Annotated in this window: 8 protein-coding genes; 5 read left to right on the forward strand and 3 right to left on the reverse strand. The window is 59.8% G+C overall.

Annotated features, from left to right (window positions below):
- Nucleotides 1-41: 41 nt before the first annotated feature.
- The 5 genes from gabT (at nt 42) to I6J26_RS09195 (ending at nt 15,052) form a co-directional block, all read left to right on the forward strand.
- Nucleotides 42-1,370: a 4-aminobutyrate--2-oxoglutarate transaminase gene (gene gabT, locus I6J26_RS09175; RefSeq protein ID WP_115021340.1), complete on the forward strand. Its 1,329-nt coding sequence runs from the start codon at nt 42-44 to the stop codon at nt 1,368-1,370.
- Between the two features lie 31 nt (nt 1,371-1,401).
- Nucleotides 1,402-2,883, forward strand: coding sequence for an NAD-dependent succinate-semialdehyde dehydrogenase (locus I6J26_RS09180; RefSeq protein ID WP_115021341.1), 1,482 nt, complete (start codon nt 1,402-1,404; stop codon nt 2,881-2,883).
- Between the two features lie 127 nt (nt 2,884-3,010).
- On the forward strand, nt 3,011-4,222 hold the full coding sequence (locus I6J26_RS09185; protein WP_115021342.1) for an aromatic amino acid transport family protein: 1,212 nt from the start codon (nt 3,011-3,013) through the stop codon (nt 4,220-4,222).
- 469 nt (nt 4,223-4,691) lie between these two features.
- Nucleotides 4,692-14,276, forward strand: a complete 9,585-nt coding sequence (locus tag I6J26_RS09190) for a putative Ig domain-containing protein (RefSeq protein ID WP_181815342.1) — start codon at nt 4,692-4,694, stop codon at nt 14,274-14,276.
- 218 nt (nt 14,277-14,494) lie between these two features.
- On the forward strand, nt 14,495-15,052 hold the full coding sequence (locus tag I6J26_RS09195; RefSeq protein WP_231913705.1) for a terminase gpP N-terminus-related DNA-binding protein: 558 nt from the start codon (nt 14,495-14,497) through the stop codon (nt 15,050-15,052).
- 139 nt (nt 15,053-15,191) lie between these two features.
- On the opposite strand, the gene I6J26_RS09200 is transcribed toward I6J26_RS09195, so the two are convergent.
- From I6J26_RS09200 to I6J26_RS09210, 3 genes are all read right to left on the reverse strand, one after another.
- Nucleotides 15,192-15,965 (reverse strand): nuclear transport factor 2 family protein, encoded by a 774-nt coding sequence (locus I6J26_RS09200; RefSeq protein ID WP_115021343.1) that lies wholly within the window; start codon nt 15,963-15,965, stop codon nt 15,192-15,194.
- A 9-nt stretch (nt 15,966-15,974) separates the two neighbouring features.
- The gene (locus tag I6J26_RS09205) at nt 15,975-17,351 is read right to left on the reverse strand and encodes an NAD-dependent succinate-semialdehyde dehydrogenase (protein ID WP_115021344.1); all 1,377 of its coding nucleotides are present in this window, start codon (nt 17,349-17,351) and stop codon (nt 15,975-15,977) included.
- Nucleotides 17,352-17,499: 148 nt separating this feature from the next.
- A complete protein-coding gene (locus tag I6J26_RS09210) occupies nt 17,500-18,540 on the reverse strand; it encodes a histidinol-phosphate transaminase (RefSeq protein WP_115021345.1) in 1,041 nt (346 codons plus the stop codon).
- Nucleotides 18,541-18,546 lie beyond the last annotated feature (6 nt).

The raw sequence follows: 18,546 nt of genomic DNA on the forward strand, positions 1-18,546 counted from the left end.
ACTAAGGGGCACACTATTCATCCGAGCACACAAGGAAGATCATGCAGGAACTTCAGTACCACATTGAGCAGTCTCGCCACCTGGGCCAGCAGGTCCCGGGCCCGAAGAGCGCCGCCCTGGATGAGCGCCGCAAGAACGCCCTTCCCGCGGGCATGGCGCCCTCCCTTCCGGGCTACGTGGTGGATGCCGATGGCGGCATTCTTGCCGACGCCGACGGCAACCGCTTCATCGACCTTGCCTCCGGCATCGCCGTGACCTCCGCTGGCGCTTCGAACCCGGCCGTCGTGGCCGCGGTTCAGGAGGCCGTTGCGCACTTCACCCACACCTCCTTCACCGTTTCTCCTTACGAGTCCTACGTGGCGGTGGCAGAAAAGCTCAACGAGGTCACCCCGGGTGACCACCCGAAGAAGACCGCGCTGTTTAACTCCGGCGCGGAGGCCGTCGAGAACGCAGTAAAGATTGCCCGCAATTACACCGGCAAGCGCGGCGTTGTGGTCATGGACCGCGCCTTCCACGGCCGCACCAACCTGACCATGGCGATGACCGCTAAGCAGTCTCCCTACAAGAACGGCTTTGGCCCGTTCGCGCCGGAAATCTACCGCGCACCGATGTCCTACCCGCTGCGCGATGGCCTGACCGGCGCCGAGGCCGCCAAGAAGACCATCACCATGATTGAGCAGGAAGTCGGCGCGACCAACCTGGCCTGCGTTGTTGCTGAGCCGATTCAGGGTGAGGGCGGATTCGTCGTCCCGGCTGAGGGTTACCTCGCAGCAATCCAGAAGTGGTGCAACGACAACGACGTGGTCTTCATCATCGATGAGATCCAGGCGGGCATGATGCGCACCGGTACCTGGTTCGCCTCCGACCACGAGGGCATCGTGCCGGACATGGTGACCATTGCCAAGGGCATTGCCTCCGGCATGCCGCTGTCCGCTGTCACCGGCCGCGCAGAGATCATGGATGCGCCGCAGCCGGGTGGCCTGGGCGGCACTTACACCGGCAACCCGGTGGCGTGCGCGGCTGCGCTGGCAACCTTCAAGGAATTCGAGGAGAAGGACTTCGGTGCGCGCGCTCTCAACCTGGAGAAGATTGCTCGCGAGGAGCTGGAGCCCATCCTGGGCGACGAGCGCGTCGCCGAGTTCCGAGGCCGCGGCGCCATGCTCGCACTCGAGTTCGTAACCGCAGACGGTGAGCCAGACTCCGAGCTCGTCCACAAGATTGCAGATGCCGCAAAGGCAGAGGGCGTCCTCATCCTCACCTGCGGCCTTGACCACAACGTCATCCGCTTCCTGCCTTCTCTGGCCATCCCGGAGGATCTGTGGCGCGAGGCCCTGCAGGTAGTGGTCAAGCAGTTCAACGAGTACAAGTAAGTCCGGGCTGCAGCCAAAAGGGTAGAAGCAAATGACAAACTTTGATTACTCGCAGGTTTCTGAGCTGTTGGGTTCTCTGCCAACTGGCCTTTGGCTGGAGGGCAGGAACGTCGCAGCCACTGGCGGCGCCACTTTCGAGGTCCTCGACCCAGCAACGGAAGAAGTCATTGCCAACGTTGCAGATGGCACCTCCGCTGACTGGATGCGCGCGCTGGAGCTTGCCGACGCCGCACAAAAGGAGTGGGCCGGTTTTGCGCCGCGCACGCGCTCTATCATCCTCACCGACATCTTCAACGCCATTATTGAGCGCAAGGAAGACTTCGCTCGCGTGATGACCCTGGAGATGGGAAAGCCTTACGCGGAAGCGCTGGGCGAGGTGGCCTATGGTGCTGAGTACATGCGCTGGTTCGCAGAAGAAGCCGTGCGCATTCCGGGCCGCTACTCCCAGTCGCCGGCCGGCAACGGTTCCATTACCGTCTCCCACACCCCGGTGGGCCCAGTGCTGGCAATCACCCCGTGGAACTTCCCGCTGGCCATGGCCACCCGCAAGATTGCCCCGGCTTTTGCCGCCGGCTGCCCGGTCGTGGTTAAGCCCGCTGCGGAAACCCCGCTGACCATGCTGCTGTTGGGTGAGGTCATCGCAGAGGTATTCACCCGCCACGAGGTACCGGCTGGTGTGTTCTCCATCGTGACCACCACGCAGTCGAGCACGCTGTCCTCCGAGCTCATGGCGGATCCGCGCCTGCGCAAGGTGACGTTTACCGGCTCGACCGGCGTGGGCAAGATTCTGGTTCGCCAGTCTGCCGACAACCTGCAACGCACCTCCATGGAGCTGGGTGGCAATGCCCCGTTCCTGGTCCACGAGGACGCCAACCTCGACCTAGTGCTTGACTGCGCAATGCAGGCGAAGATGCGCAATGGTGGAGAAGCCTGCATCGCAGCGAATCGCTTCATCGTCCACGAGACAGTGGCGGAGGAGTTCACCCGCCGCCTGACCGAAAAGATGGCTGCTTTCCAGATAGGCCACGGCTTGTCTGAGGGCACCGCGCTCGGCCCGCTGATTAGCGCGAAGCAGCGCGATGCGGTGGCCGACTTGGTAGCGAAGGCTCTGGAGCAGGGTGCTGTTGCCACGACCGGCAGCTCCAAGCCGGAGGGCAAAGGCTTCTTCTACCCGGCAACGGTCTTGGCGCAGCTGCCTGACGACGCGGAGATTCTCCGCCAGGAGATCTTCGGGCCGGTAGCTACCGTGACCACCTTCTCCACCTTGGAGGAAGGAGTCGCCAAGGCCAACGACACCGAGTTTGGCCTGGCAGCTTATGCCTTCACGGAGAACTTCCACACCGCGGAGTACCTGGCGCACGCGCTGGAGTCCGGCATGGTTGGCATTAACCGCGCTGCGATTTCCGACGCCGCCGCTCCATTCGGTGGCATCAAGGAGTCCGGCTTCGGCCGCGAGGGCGGCGCAGAGGGCATCGAGGAGTACATCTCGGTGCGCTACATCGCGAAGCCTTAATACTTTGCACCGTTCCAGACACGTTTGGCTCTCAAACCCGCTTCGGCGGGGGCCTTCCGTGTCTGGAACGGTGCGTTTTATAAAGAGCGGCGTCGGCAAGCAGCCTGCGCCTTAAACGGAGGAAACGATGACAACTTCAACTCGCAGCACCGCGGCACCTAAGCCAGCGCTGTCATTTATTCAAGGCATTGCCCTGATCTTCGGCACCAACATTGGCGCCGGCATTCTGTCGATTCCATATGCAGCGCGCAACGGTGGCTTCCTTGCGCTCGTCATCGCGCTGCTGGTGGCCGGAACGCTGACCACTATCTCGATGCTCTATGTGGCCGAAACCGCGATGCGCACGAGGGCGCCGCTGCAGGTCTCTGGTCTTGCTGAGCACTATCTGGGGCAGTGGGGCCGCTGGCTGGTCTTCGTGGCGATTATCGTCAACGGCGTCGGCGCGCTCATCGCCTACGCCTCGGGCTCCGGCGACCTCATCAATAATATTTTCGGCCTGCCGCCGCTGGCAGGTACGTTGATCTTCTTCGGCTTTGGCTCTTGGGTGATGTACCGCGGCTTGCACACCACCGGTGCCACAGAAGGCGCCATTACCACAGGTATGGCCATCATCATTGCCGTGCTGTGTGGCTGGACCATTCTGGGACCTGGAATCGAGGCCGAGAACCTGTTGGTGCTCCACCCGTTCTTCATCGTTCCTATTTTGAACCTGGCCGTCTTCTCGTTCTTGGCTCAGTACGTGGTGCCGGAGCTGGTACAGGGCATGGACCCGGCGAAGCCGCAGGAGACAGCTCGCGCCATCGTGCTCGGCATGGTGATTACCGGCTTTACGCTGGCACTTGTGCCGTTTGCGGCGCTGGGTCTGCTGGGAATGGACGTTACTGAGGTTGTTACCATTGCCTGGGGCGAGGCGCTTGGACCGGTCGCGTACTACTTGGCCAATATCTTCGCGTTGGCGGCGATGCTGACCTCCTTCCTCGCGATTGGCTTTACCACCATGCGCAACGTGCTCGACATTTTGCACTGGGAGGGCAACAACGCGCAGCGTGGCATTGCCGTGGCGCTGACCGTTGTTCCGCCGCTGGCTATCTCCATCGCGGGTCTTGGCGGTTTCGTCGCAGCGCTGTCCTACGCGGGCGGCTTTGCGGGTGCAATCATGTCGATCATTCCGGTGATGTTACTGCATGCCTCCCGCAAGAAGGGCGATCGTGACCCCGGCTGGAGCGTCGGTGCGCTGGCAAACCCGGTGATTCAGGGGGCCATCATCGTGGTTTATTTCTTGGCTTTCGTCTATTCGGTTGTTTCGATTGTGGGCTTGGTTCCGGCGGGCTGGGCTTAAGAAAATGGCGTCGGCAAGCGCTCCTGCATAGGGGGTAGGCAGGGGTGTTTGTCAAAAGTATTGCTGGAATTTATTTTTCCAGCCGTGTCCGGCTATCAGTGCAGGTCATAGGGAAATAAAACGAACCTTGCGGGACGAGAGCTCTGAACGCCTAATCAATTTAGTGTGATTAGGGTCATATATTTACCAGTGGCTGCTCGGCTAGGAACTGTTACTGTCATTGGGCAAGGATTTTTCAGAGATTCCTAAAGTTTTTGCTAAGGAGTTCAGTACGCCTACATAACATCCCGAGTAATTCGATCTCTATGCAAATAGCCAGCCTCCTCACGTGCCTTGTTGTCGCTCTGTCTGTTCTACAGTCGCGACAACACCTGAATTAGAGAAAGCATTGGTCATGTCAAAGATAACTTTTCGGCCACCTCGTTCTGTAACTGCACTCAGCGGGCTTAATTTAAGCGGCCGCTGGCGCATGCTCACTGCCTCTGGCATGGCTGCTGCGCTAGTTATGGGCGGGGTCGTTGTTGTACCCAACCTCCTCGATAAAGAGCCTGTAGCCCAGGCGGCGACCGCAGCGCCAGGTTCCTCCGAAGAAACCGCCATAAACACCACGGTTCCCGCGGGAAGCAACCGCTCCGTGAACGGCTTCGTGGGCCTGCAGACCGGCGGCACCATGCAATCGAACCTGAGCGATCCAAACGTTGCGCCCATGTCTGGCGTGAAAGTTTTTGCCCAGTGGTTTGAAAAAGATGGCACCGCTTCGCCGATTTACACCACCACCACCGGCGCCGATGGTCAGTTCCACATCGGCATGACTTCCTTTACTGACGCCAAGGGTGTCCGGCGCAACTTCGACGCAGACCCCAACTTGCCGGAGGGAGAAAAGCTCCGCATCTGGTCCATCAATCCGGATACCTCACAGTACAATCTGCTCTACTCCTATGGCCAAGAGCAGATCATGCCGGAAAGCAACGTCGCCAACACCGAGGCCGGCGCTAGCCAGTCCGTGGGGTCTGATACCTATAACGATATCAAGATCGCTTACTCGCCCATCGCTAACAACAACGTGATGCACGACCTGGCGAATGTCGCGGACAACCCTCAGACTGGCTCCTATGGCCAATACTCCGGTACCGTCTTCTGGAACCAAACCAACGCCGCCGCCGGCGCCCTCTTGTGGCAGAACTACCAGTCCGTCAACGGTATCGACTCCGTGGCTCCAGACGTCACTGTGTATGGCTCCTACCTTTCTGATTACGCGCTTTCGCGCATCTACGATCCCGCAACCATGGCCGCCATCGGTTACAAGGGCCGCGTGCGCGATGCCGGCTGGAGTACCCAGCAAGAACTCGCGCTGCAGCAGTGGATCAAGACGCGGATGGCCGCAGAGGGCCAGCAGAAGTGGATCGCAGAGACCGTCCAAGCCAAGACCGATGCCAACGGTAAGTACACGCTGCAGTTCCGCGGTATCTGGGGAAATAGCTGGGACGATCGCGGTATTTTGTCCAAGGGCTATACCTGGCACGACTTGGCTGATTCCGCCGAGGCAGGTAATTGGGCCAACGGCAACATGAAGTCGAAGCACGTCAATGACGAGTGGATGTTCTTCTCCTTGCAGGACATGCCAGGCATTTCCGTGAACACGCCGTTTAACTACAACGGTTACACTGGCAACACCACCAGCAACTTAACCTCCGCCGGCACCTTGGCCGGATGGCCAGCTAACTGGGGCGGTACGCTGGATTACGCCAGCAACCTCAACTTTGCGCTGTACCCGGGTAACCTGAAGTTTGACGTCACCCCGTATGACTCTTTCTCCAACTTCGCTACTGCGGGTCAAGCCATCGAGACCACCACGACGGGCCTGCAGTACGACAAAATCGGTAACACGCGTTATCAGATCGCGTGGTTCGACGAGGCTGGCAATGAACTGCCCCAGTACACCTGCCCGCCGGTAGCGCCGGATGCGAGTGGCAGGCTTCCTTCCTGCGGTTTTGTCACCGACCCTAACTTGAAGAAGACCACCACCTACACCGCACGCTTGTTTGCGGTCTCGCCCTCTGGCGTGCGCGATGGCCTGGCGATAACGCAGGATTCCTTCACCGTAAAGCCGCTGCCGACGTCCGGACGCTACGAGCCCACCTATGGTTCTACAACCGTGGCTCAAAGCAGCATTGGTTCCGTTGCGGCGCCGCTTTTCGACGACTCGACTACCGCAACAACCGCTGAAACCCTGCCAGCACCAGCCGGTACCACCTTCAAGCTGGCGGATGGCGCCCCAACGTGGGTAAAGATTGATGACCAAGGCACCATCACCGCCACACCGGGCACCGATGTTGCGCTGGAAGATTACACCGTCCCGGTCATTGTCACCTACGCCGATGGCTCGACCGACCTCGTCAATGCCAAGGTCACGGTCACTGACGGCAACCCGCCGCAGATTGAGCAGATCGATTCGCAGTCCCTGGAGCTGGGCAAAGCCATCGCGCCGATTAAGGTTACGACGAAGGATAACATCGGTGTGACCAGCGTTGAGGTCAGTGGCCTGCCAGATGGCGTCACCTATGATCCTGCGACCGGAACCATTAGTGGTACTCCGTCGGCCACCGGGGCGTCGACAGTTAACGTCCGCGTCACCGATGCCGCCGGAAATGTCACCGAAACTGCATTCAGTATCAACGTCGTGGATACTTCCGCGCCGGTTCTCACCAGCCCGGATGCCACCGTCCCAGAGGATAAGCCTGCTTCGATTCCGATCAAGGTGGACGATCCTAAAGCCTCCGTCACCGTGGAAGGTGATATCCCGCCGGGCATGACCTGGAACGAGCAAAACGGTGCCCTCGAAGGTACCCCAACCGAACCGGGCATTTACACGGTCGCCGTATCGGCCACCGATCCCCAGGGCAATAACTCTGTATCCAACCTGGTCGTTACTGTTACCGACACCACGGAACCGACCATTGCCAAGATCAACGACGCCACCGCAGAGGCCGGTCAACCGATCACCGCAATTCCAGTAGACGTCACCGATAACTTCGACAAGTCCGTCAGCAACGTTGTAGTCGCGGGCCTGCCACCAGAAGTGACCTATAACCCGGAGACCCATAAGATCGAAGGAATCCCGCAGGCACCGGGAGAGTACCCAATTACGGTGACTGCGACCGATGCCGCCGGCAATACCTCGACCCAGGAATTCCTTCTCAAGGTAGCCGACACCACCGCGCCGCAGGTAGATAACATTGCCGATGCCACCGTAGAAAATGGCACTGCGCTGGACCCAATCACCGTGACCAGCAATGAGCCGAACTCCACCTTTGCTGCATCCGGCCTGCCAGAAGGTGTTTCCATCGACCCGAACACCGGCGTCATCTCTGGTACACCAAGGACTGAAGTCACGAGCCCAGATGGCAAGGTCTTCCCGGTCACCGTCAAGGTCACCGACCCATATGGCAACGTCACGGAGAAAACCTTCAACATCACGGTCACCGATACCGTTGCCCCGGCTCTGCGCCCGCTTCGCGACGTCTCGGTTCCTGAAGATCAGCCGCTCAACCTGGAGCCTGTCACCAGCCCGGACCCGACTGCCAAGATCACCGTTACCGGCCTTCCCGAGGGTGTGACCTTTGATAGCGGAACGGGGCTCGTCACGGGCACCCCAACCACTCCGGGGCGCTACATCGTTACGGTCACCGCGACCGACCCTGCTGGCAACTCCACCAGCCAGGACGTCGTCCTGCTCGTGGGCGATGCCACCGCGCCTACCTTCGAGGATCCGAAGGATCAGACGATTGAACAGGGGAAGCCCATCGACGACATCGATCTGATGAGCCTAAACCCGGCCGACAACGCCACCGCACCGCAGGATCTCGCCTGGACCGTCACCGGCCTGCCCGAGGGCGTGACCTACGATCCCGCGACCAAGAAAATCTCCGGCACCCCGAAGGAAATCGGCTCTTCCGTAGTAACCGTCACGGTTTCCGATGCTGCGGGCAATACAACGACTCAGACCTTCGTCATTGCGGTTAACGATGCAACGGCGCCTGCCATCACTCCGGTGGAGAACGTCAGCGTCCCGGAGGGTGATGAAATCACTCCGATTCCGGTCAAAACCGATGATCCGAAGGCGAAGATTGAAGTCACGGGCCTGCCTGATGGCTTGACTTATAACCCGGATACCAAGCAGATCGAGGGCACCCCGACTAAGCCGGGTACCTATGATGTCGTTATTGCGGCAACTGATGCAGCGGGCAACGTTTCCTACGAACCGTTTACCATCACCGTCGAAGACACGACCGCCCCGGTCATCGATCCGATTGAGGCCCAGGATATCGCTCTGAACGAGACGATTAAGCCGGTCGTGGTCTCGGTAAATGATCCGGATGCCACCGTCCAGGTTGATCCGGAGACCCTGCCGAAGGGGGTTAGCTTCGACCCCGCGACCAACACCTTTACCGGCCGCCCAGAGAAGCCGGGAACCTACACCATCAAGATCACGGCTACCGATGCCGCCGGCAATACCTCGGAGCCCGTTGATTTTGTCATCACCGTCTCCGATAAGACCGCGCCGCAGATCGCGCCGATTTCGGATCCTACCGTTCCCGCGGATTCCCCGATCACGCCAATCGAGATCACCGCTGAGGACAACGTTGCGGTGACCTCCTTGACATTCACTGGCTTGCCTGAGGGCTTGAGCTACAACCCGAAGACCAAGCAGATCGAGGGCACCCCGACTAAGCCGGGAAGCTACCCAGTGACGATCACCGCTAAGGACGACGCTGGCAATACCACCGAAGAAGTCTTCAACATCAACGTCAATGACGCCGGTGCACCAGTCATCCAGCCGCTGCCCGATAGCACGGTCGCTGCGGGATCTGAGGCCGACCCGATTCCAGTGCGCGTAGATGATCCTTCTGCGAAGGTAACGGTCGAAGGTCTACCTGATGGCATGACTTTTGACCCAGAGACGGGACTAATCACCGGTACCCCGACCAAGCCGGGCACCTACACCGTGACCGTGACCGCGGTCGACGAAGCGGGCAACAAGGCTATCGATACCTCGACCATCACCGTCACCGATGCCCAGGGCCCAGCGCTGGACAAGATCAGTGACCAAACCGTTGCTGCCGGCAGCGCCATTAAAGATATCGTTGTCAAGGCGGATGACCCCGATGCCGAGATTTCCGTAGTTGGCCTGCCAGAAGGCGTTCAGTATGACGCCGCTACCAACACGATTTCTGGCACGCCAACCACCGCGGGCACCTACCCAGTGCGCGTCCTGGCAACCGATGCAGCCGGAAACACCTCCTACGTTGACTTCACCATCACGGTCAGCGATTCCACTGCTCCGAAGGTCGACCCCATCGACGATCAAGAGGTAAAGAAGGGCGATGCCATCGCTCCTGTCACGGTAGTCAGCGATGATCCGAGCGACACCGTGACGGTCATCGGCCTGCCTGATGGTCTCAGCTTCGACCCAGAAACCCGGACCATCTCTGGCACGCCAACCACCGCTGGTGAGCACCCCGTGACCGTGGTTGTCACCGATGCCGCGGGCAACACGGCCAAGGAGACCTTCACCATCACCGTCGACGACCCTGGAGCGCCGGTTCTGGAACCAATTTCGGATCAGGAGGTGCCGCTAGGGGAAGCGATTACGGAGATTAAGCCAACCGTGACGGGTCCGTCGATTTCTACGACGATCACCGTGACCGGGCTGCCGGACGGCGTTACTTACGACACCGATACCAATACGATTTCGGGTACTCCAACCCGCGCGGGTGACTTCCCCATCGTGGTCACCGTAACGGCCACTGACGCCGACGGTAAGTCTTCCGTCGAGAAGTTCACGATCACCGTGGTCGATTCTGAGGGGCCTTCCTTAGACGGCGTCGCCGATCGGACCGTCACGGAAGACACCGAGCTTGACCCGATTCACATCACCTCGGATGACCCGCAGGCTACCCTGACCGTGACTGGCTTGCCTTATGGCGTTCGGTTCTTCGCGTCCACCGGCGAGATTTCCGGTGTGCCAACTACTCCGGGCACCTATGAAGTGACGGTGACCGCCACCGATGCGGCAGGCAATACTACCGAAAAGAAGCTGACCATCACCGTAAAGGATGCAACCGGTCCGCAGGTGGATCCGATTGCAGATCAGGCTGTCGATGCCAATACGCCGATTGAAACGATTCGGGTCTCTTCTGATTCGGACACGGATAAGGTAACGGCCTCCGGTCTGCCGGATGGCGTGAAGCTTGAGACCGTTGACGGCGTTGCCACCATCACCGGCACCCCGACCAAGCCGGGCACCTACGAGGTCACCGTGACGGTCACCGACGCCAGCGGCAATGCCACCGACGAAACCTTCACCATCGTGGTCCGTGAGCCGGCCGATACCAGCGCGCCGAAGCTTGACCCGATTTCGGATCAGACCGTGAAGCTGGGCGAAGACGTCACTGAAGTCACCGTTCACAGCGATGACCCAGCAGCAACGCTGAGCGCAACCGGCCTGCCTACTGGCGTCGAATTTGACCCAGCTACTGGCACCATCAGCGGCAAGCCGAGCGCCCTCGGCCACAGCGAGGTTACTATCACGGCAACCGACGCCGCTGGAAACAAGTCCACCACGACGTTCATCATCGACGTCGTCGCAGCCGATCCGACGGATCCGACCGACCCGACCGACCCGACCGACCCGACGGATCCGACCGACCCGACGGATCCAACCGACCCGACGGATCCGACCGATCCGACCCCGGCACCGGTGATTGCACCTATCGCTGACGTGGATGTTGCAACCAATACGACGATGCCGCCAATCAACGTTGTGGTCGATAACAAGGATGCAGACGTCACCGTCACCGGCCTGCCGGATGGCGTGACCTATGATGAGGCCACCGGCCAAATCTCTGGCAAGCCAACCAAGGCTGGCGACTACACCGTGACCGTTACTGCAACGGTGGATGGCGTTCCTTCGATCCTCGAATTCCACATCAAGGTCACCGACCCGGCCACCCCGCTGGCCGAGGCCAATAACCCGGCCTACCCAGCAGTTGACGGCGCACCGGGCAGTGAGGTCAAGGTCCCACAAACTGGCGATACAGTACTTCCTGCGGGCACTAAGTTCTCCACCACGGACCCGAAGGCGAGCGTTGACCCATCTACGGGTGAACTGACCGTCAAGGTCCCGGAGGATGCAACCCCGGGTGAGACCATCACCATTCCGGTGACCGTGACCTACCCAGACGGCTCTACTGATGAGGTAGACGTCGAGGTCACGGTTGTTGAGCCTGCGCCTGACGACGTCCCGGATTACGCCCCGACATATCCGGCGCCGGTAGCTGTTGCTTCCGGCCAAACCGGTACAGCTGAGGTCGATTTCACTGCTGGAAATGCACCGGCCGGAACCAAGTACCGCATCCCAGCGGAGTGGAACGGTAAGGGCGGTTGGAGCGTCAGCATCGACGAAGATACCGGCAAGGTGACCGTCACCGCGCCGAAGGCAGGGACGGCAACTCCGGATGATCTCGAACTCGTTGTTCCGGTAGTCATCACCTACCCGGATGGGGCAGTGGCTGACACCATTGCGGCAACGTTCACCCTGGATACCTCCGGCGATACTCCGGAAACCCCGGATGCACCGTCTTGGAACGATGCGAAGGCCCCGGCTGGTGGCGCCGTGAAGGTTCCGAACGTCGGCGGCAAGGTACCGGCAGGTGCCAACGTCGATAAGACCACCGGCCCAGGTAAAGCGACCTTGGATGAGAACGGCGATGTCATCGTCACCATCAAGCCAGACGCAAAGCCAGGCGATACCGTAACTGTCATCGTCCGCGACGACTCCGGAAAGGAAATCGGCCACATCACCGTGACCGTCACCGAGTCGAACACCGACCCAACGGATCCGACCGATCCGACCGACCCGACGGATCCAACCGACCCGACCCCGGCACCGGTGATTGCACCTATCGCTGACGTGGATGTTGCAACCAATACGACGATGCCGCCAATCAACGTTGTGGTCGATAACAAGGATGCAGACGTCACCGTCACCGGCCTGCCGGATGGCGTGACCTATGATGAGGCCACCGGCCAAATCTCTGGCAAGCCAACCAAGGCTGGCGACTACACCGTGACCGTTACTGCAACGGTGGATGGCGTTCCTTCGATCCTCGAATTCCACATCAAGGTCACCGACCCGGCCACCCCGCTGGCCGAGGCCAATAACCCGGCCTACCCAGCAGTTGACGGCGCACCGGGCAGTGAGGTCAAGGTCCCACAAACTGGCGATACAGTACTTCCTGCGGGCACTAAGTTCTCCACCACGGACCCGAAGGCGAGCGTTGACCCATCTACGGGTGAACTGACCGTCAAGGTCCCGGAGGATGCAACCCCGGGTGAGACCATCACCATTCCGGTGACCGTGACCTACCCAGACGGCTCTACTGATGAGGTAGACGTCGAGGTCACGGTTGTTGAGCCTGCGCCTGACGACGTCCCGGATTACGCCCCGACATATCCGGCGCCGGTAGCTGTTGCTTCCGGCCAAACCGGTACAGCTGAGGTCGATTTCACTGCTGGAAATGCACCGGCCGGAACCAAGTACCGCATCCCAGCGGAGTGGAACGGTAAGGGCGGTTGGAGCGTCAGCATCGACGAAGATACCGGCAAGGTGACCGTCACCGCGCCGAAGGCAGGGACGGCAACTCCGGATGATCTCGAACTCGTTGTTCCGGTAGTCATCACCTACCCGGATGGGGCAGTGGCTGACACCATTGCGGCAACGTTCACCCTGGATACCTCCGGCGATACTCCGGAAACCCCGGATGCACCGTCTTGGAACGATGCGAAGGCCCCGGCTGGTGGCGCCGTGAAGGTTCCGAACGTCGGCGGCAAGGTACCGGCAGGTGCCAACGTCGATAAGACCACCGGCCCAGGTAAAGCGACCTTGGATGAGAACGGCGATGTCATCGTCACCATCAAGCCAGACGCAAAGCCAGGCGATACCGTAACTGTCATCGTCCGCGACGACTCCGGAAAGGAAATCGGCCACATCACCGTGACCGTCACCGAGTCGAACTCCGACCCAACGGATCCGACCGATCCGACCGACCCGACGGATCCAACCGACCCGACGGACCCAACGGATCCGACGGACCCAACCGACCCAACCGACCCGACGGACCCAACGGATCCGACGGACCCGACCGACCCAACGGATCCGACCGATCCGACCGACCCAACGGATCCGACCGATCCGACCGACCCAACGGATCCGACCGATCCGACCGACCCAACCCCGGATGCACCGTCTTGGAACGATGCGAAGGCCCCGGCTGGTGGCGCCGTGAAGGTTCCAAATGTCGGCGGCAAGGTACCGGCAGGTGCCAACGTCGATAAGACCACCGGCCCAGGTTCCGCGACCTTGGAAGAGAACGGCGATGTCATCGTCACCATCAAGCCAGACGCCAAGCCAGGCGATACCGTAACCGTCATCGTCCGCGATGACTCCGGCAAGGAAATCGACAGCATCACCGTGACCGTCACCGAGCCGAACACCGACCCAGGTACTGATCCGGGTACTGACCCCGGCAAGAACCCAGGCAGCTCGGATGGGTCTTCTGATGGTTCCTCCGACGGTTCCTCCAACGGTTCTTCCAGCGTTGACCTGGGTCGTTGTATCCCAGCTGGCCTGGCTGTAGGCCTGCCGCTGCTGTTCCTGATTCCGGTTGGCATGGCTTCCCAGCTCAATGTTCCGGGTCTGTCCCCGTTCATCGAGCAGATTTCCGGCCAGATTGACAAGGCCAACATCGAACTGCAGAAGCAGCTGGGTGTCTACAACCCGGCTTTTGCTAAGCAGGTTGCTGGCATCAACGCTCAGTTCGGTAAGTACGGCGAGTCAGCTGGCAAGGTTGCTGGCGGTGTCGCTCTGGTTGCCGCTGGTGCACTGGCTATCGGCCTGCTGGCAGATGCTTGCTCCCCGAAGAACTCCTCTTCCTCCAACGGTTCTTCTGACGATGCTTCCGATGGTTCCTCCAACGGTGGTTCCAGCAAGTAATCTCTCGCTGAGAAATTTCCCTACGAGCAGCCGAAGCTACTGCTTAAGGCAGCCGGTTAATCCCGGTTGCCACTAGCTTCACCACCAAGCGAAACGCCCGTCTTCTATTTCTTTCCAAGTAGAAGGCGGGCGTTTGGTGATCCCGCGGCCTTCGCTGTTGCCTGCGGCGGGTTAAGGGTCAAAAGGGGATGCGGACGAAATCTTGGAGGATTTCCCGTATGACTAATGTGCGATACACGGATACCCAGCGGCTCAAGGCATTAGAGGTATTCGACAGAACACAATCTGCTACCAAAACCGTTCGTGAGTTGGGCTACCCAGGCCGTTGGACACTCCATCGATGGATCAGAGAGCGTGATGAACCCCCAGCTGCCCCCATTCGGCGTACGACCTTAAAGCGCTACCCGCTTGCGACAAAGCTCAAAGCCGTTGAGCTCTTCACCGCCGGTATGTCTCCTGACGCCATCGCATCTGAGCTTTCGTTGAACTCGAAAATGAGCGTCTATGCTTGGGCCCAACGATTCCGCGAAGAAGGAAAGTGGGGCTTGATGAGCGCAACTGAACGCAAACGCTCTGCCGGCATTGTCACTCGTAAAACCTTTGAGAAATCGCTTCCAGATGATGCGGCTGAACTCAAGAAGCTGGCAGCACGCCTATCAGCGGAAAAGGCGGTGTTAGAAAAAGAACTGGAAGAATTAAAAAAGACGACAGCATCGACCCAGCCAACTTCAGTAACAAGTTCAAAGCCATTGTGGGGCCTGAAACAGGGGCGATAACTTTGGCAGATAGGGCAGTTGCGGCCTCAACTCGGTTCTAGAGCTACTGGGCGTCGGGCTTATGTGGAAAACGTGAAAGGCTGGGCCACTCCCGTATCAAGGAGTGGCCCAGCCTTTGGCGTGCAACCTAGGTTATGGCTTAGAAGATGCCGTGGCTATGAAGCGCCTCATTATCGGAGGGGACCTCAGAAATGGCATCCCACATTTCGACGAGCTTGCCGTCTTCAACGCGCCACAGCTCGCAGTAGGAGTGGCGCGCACCAGCGATGCTTCCTTCGGAATGCGTCAGAACGAACTGTCCCTGCGCAATCGTGCGGTGGATGCGCTCGTACTCCAGTCCTTCGCCGTCCTCCTTCAGCTTGGTGAGGAAATCGACGCAGTTTTGGGCGCCGTCGGCGATATCGGGGGAGTGCTGGGCAAACTGATCATCGCGTGTGTTGTCGATGAAGCCGGAGTAGTCACTGCCGATGAGCGAGCGCTCGAAGAATTTGATGACGAACTTACGGTTCTCCTCGGTAAGGCTCTCATCTCCCGCATCGGTGGTGCCATCGAGCTGCGTGCGGCCGCTTTCATTCGGCTCTGCCTTAGGAACGAGGTTGTCCCAGTGCTCGACAATTTTGTCACCTTCGACGCGATAAATGTCGAAGCCGACGAAGGGCTCATCTTCGATACCGTCAAAACGACCGTGCAGTGCGACGAGGTTGTTTGCTTCATCGGCAATCACTCGGGCGTTGGTGTACTTTAATCCCTCGCCCAGATCCGTGACGAACTTCTTAAGGCCTTCTGCATCGTTAGCGATGAGGGGAGAGTGCTCCACGAAGTTATCGGCGAAGTGCTTGTCTAGGACGGAGGTATCGTGGCCGTCGAAAAGCGCGGTGTGTACCTCGAGGACAAAGTTTCCTAGTGAAGTCATGGAATCTCCTTAGTTGGCCACAAAGTAGGTGCGCTTGTTGACGAACTCATCCATGCCGTAGGGGCCCAGCTCGCGGCCATAGCCGGAGTTCTTGACGCCACCGAACGGCACCTCGGCGCCCTCAGCCGCGTAGGTGTTGACGTTGGACATGCCAACCTCCAAGCGCTGAGCAACCTTTTCTGCTCGCTCGACGTCCTTGGAGAAGACGCAGCCGCCCAGACCGTACTGTGTGTCATTGGCCAGCGTGAGTGCTTCTTCGTCGCTGCTGACCTTGAACACGGTGGCAACGGGGCCGAAGAGCTCTTCGTAGTAGACGTCGGAGCCAACGGGGACGTCGGTAAGCACGGCAGGGCTCAGGTACGAGGACTTGTCATCTACTAGCTCGCCGCCGACGTGCAGGGTAGCGCCGGCAGCAACGGCGTCATCGAGCTGCTCCTTGAGCTTCTCGGCGGCACCGCGCGAGGATAGCGGCGTATAGACGGTCTCGGATGCGTCCTCCGGCTTGCCGGGTTTCATGGCCTTGGCCAGTTCGACGAGCTCGGCAACGAACTCATCGTAGATATCCTCCATGACGATGAGGCGCTTGTTGGAGTTGCAGGCCTGTCCGGTGTTGTAGAGGCGGGTCTCCCACGCATCCTTGGCTGCCTGCTTGACGTCCGGGGTATCGAGGATGATGTACGGGTCAGAACCGCCGAGCTCGAGGACTGCCTTCTTGAGGTTCTTGGCGGCGATAGCGCCGACGGCGGCGCCGGCACGCTCGGAACCGGTGAGAGATACGCCGCGCAGCTCCTTGTGCTCGATGATCTTTTCAACCTGTTCGTGGGTTACGAAGACGTTGGTGTACACACCCTTGGGCACACCGGCATCGTCCATGATTTTCTGGATGGCCAGCGCGGAACGAGGGCAGATTTCTGCATGCTTCAGGATGATGGTGTTACCCAGCATCAGGTTGGGAGCTGCAAAGCGAGCGACCTGGTAGTAGGGGAAGTTCCACGGCATGATGCCCAACAGAACTCCGAAGGGGCGGCGCTGGATGTAAGCAGTGCCATCCATCTCTACGGGGATTTCCTCATCGGCGGCGAACTTCGGGCCGTTGTCGGCGTAGTAGGAGAAGATAGCGCCGCAGAACTCGGCCTCCTCCACGCCTTCAGAGATTGGCTTGCCCATTTCGGTGGCGATGATGTCAGCTAATTCGTCCTTGCGCTCGTCGAAGAGCTCGCCAACGCGGGTGACAATCTTGGCGCGCTCCTCGATGGGAGTCTCGCGCCAGCTGAGGAAGGCCTCGTGAGCGGTGTCGACGGCTGCGAGTGCTTCCTTTTCGGTGATGTGGTCGAAGGTTTCCAGTACCTCGCCGGTAGCGGGGTTTTCTACACGAATTCCAGGCATGATGTTGTCCTCCTGTGGTCGTTAGTCTGACGGGGTGATCCCCTTTATAGCGCTGCCATGTGACGCGCGCCAATAAATTTTTACTCTATGGCTTTTATCTCACTATGAGGTAGGTGAGCGCTGGGAAAAGATGGTGAGCGCGAACTAGTTAGGCCGTCCACGGCTTAATTCCGGCCCGTTGCCATGCCTCCAAGAACTGGGTTGTCTCTTCCTCGTTGGTGATCGATACGCGAACACCTTCGTCGAGGTAGCGGCGAATGACCACTCCTTGCTCAAGGATCTTCTGCTCTACTTCCGCGGCGTCCCCGCGCGGGAGCCACACGAAGTTGCCGTAGGATTGTTCAGCCCCCAGCTCGTGTGCGACGCGGTCGCGCTGGGCTTTGGTGATGGCGACGGCGTCGAGAAGCTCGTCGTGGTGCTTGAGTACCTCCACCGCGGCCATCTCCGCCATGGCGGTGACCGTCAGGGGAAGGGAGAGTAACCGCAGGGCGTTGATGATCTCCCTGCCGGCTACCGCATAACCCACGCGCATTCCGGCGAGGCCCCAGGCCTTGGAGAACGTACGCACGCCCAGCAAGTTGGGGTAGCGGGTGTATTCCTCGACGGAGTCCGGGGTATCGGGGGCATCGTTGTACTCCCAGTAGGCTTCGTCGAGGAGAACGACGACATCTTCAGGCACGCGGTCCATGAAAGCGCGGAATTCGCCGCGGGTAAGCACCGTGCCCGTGGGGTTATTGGGGTTGCACAGGATGATGAGCTTGGTCTTGTCGGTGAGGGCGGCTAGCACAGCGTCAAGGTCTACGCGGTAGTCTTCCGTCAGTGGGGTCAGCACTGGGGTAGCACCGGCCATGCGCACGTAGAGGGGGTAGGCCTCAAAGCTGCGCCAGGGCACGATGACCTCATCGCCGGTTTGGCAGCAGGCCAAGATAGTGGCCTGCAGAATCGGGGTGGAACCAGCGGAGACAAAGATGTTGTCCGCAGGCAGGTTAAGGTAATTGCACAGAGCATTGGTGAGCTCAGGGCTTCCGGGCTGTTGGTACCGGTTGGTGGTGCGGGCGGCGTCGGCAGCCGCGGCGATGATGTTCTCTGAAGGAGGGAAGGCAACCTCGTTCGAGGACAGCTTGAGGGCATCAGGGAAGTCCTTGCCCACCTTGTACTCGGGGAAGCTGGAGAGATCGCTGCGAAGCATGCGGAT

The organism is Corynebacterium minutissimum, from assembly GCF_016889765.1.
GTDB classification, from domain to species: domain Bacteria; phylum Actinomycetota; class Actinomycetes; order Mycobacteriales; family Mycobacteriaceae; genus Corynebacterium; species Corynebacterium minutissimum_B.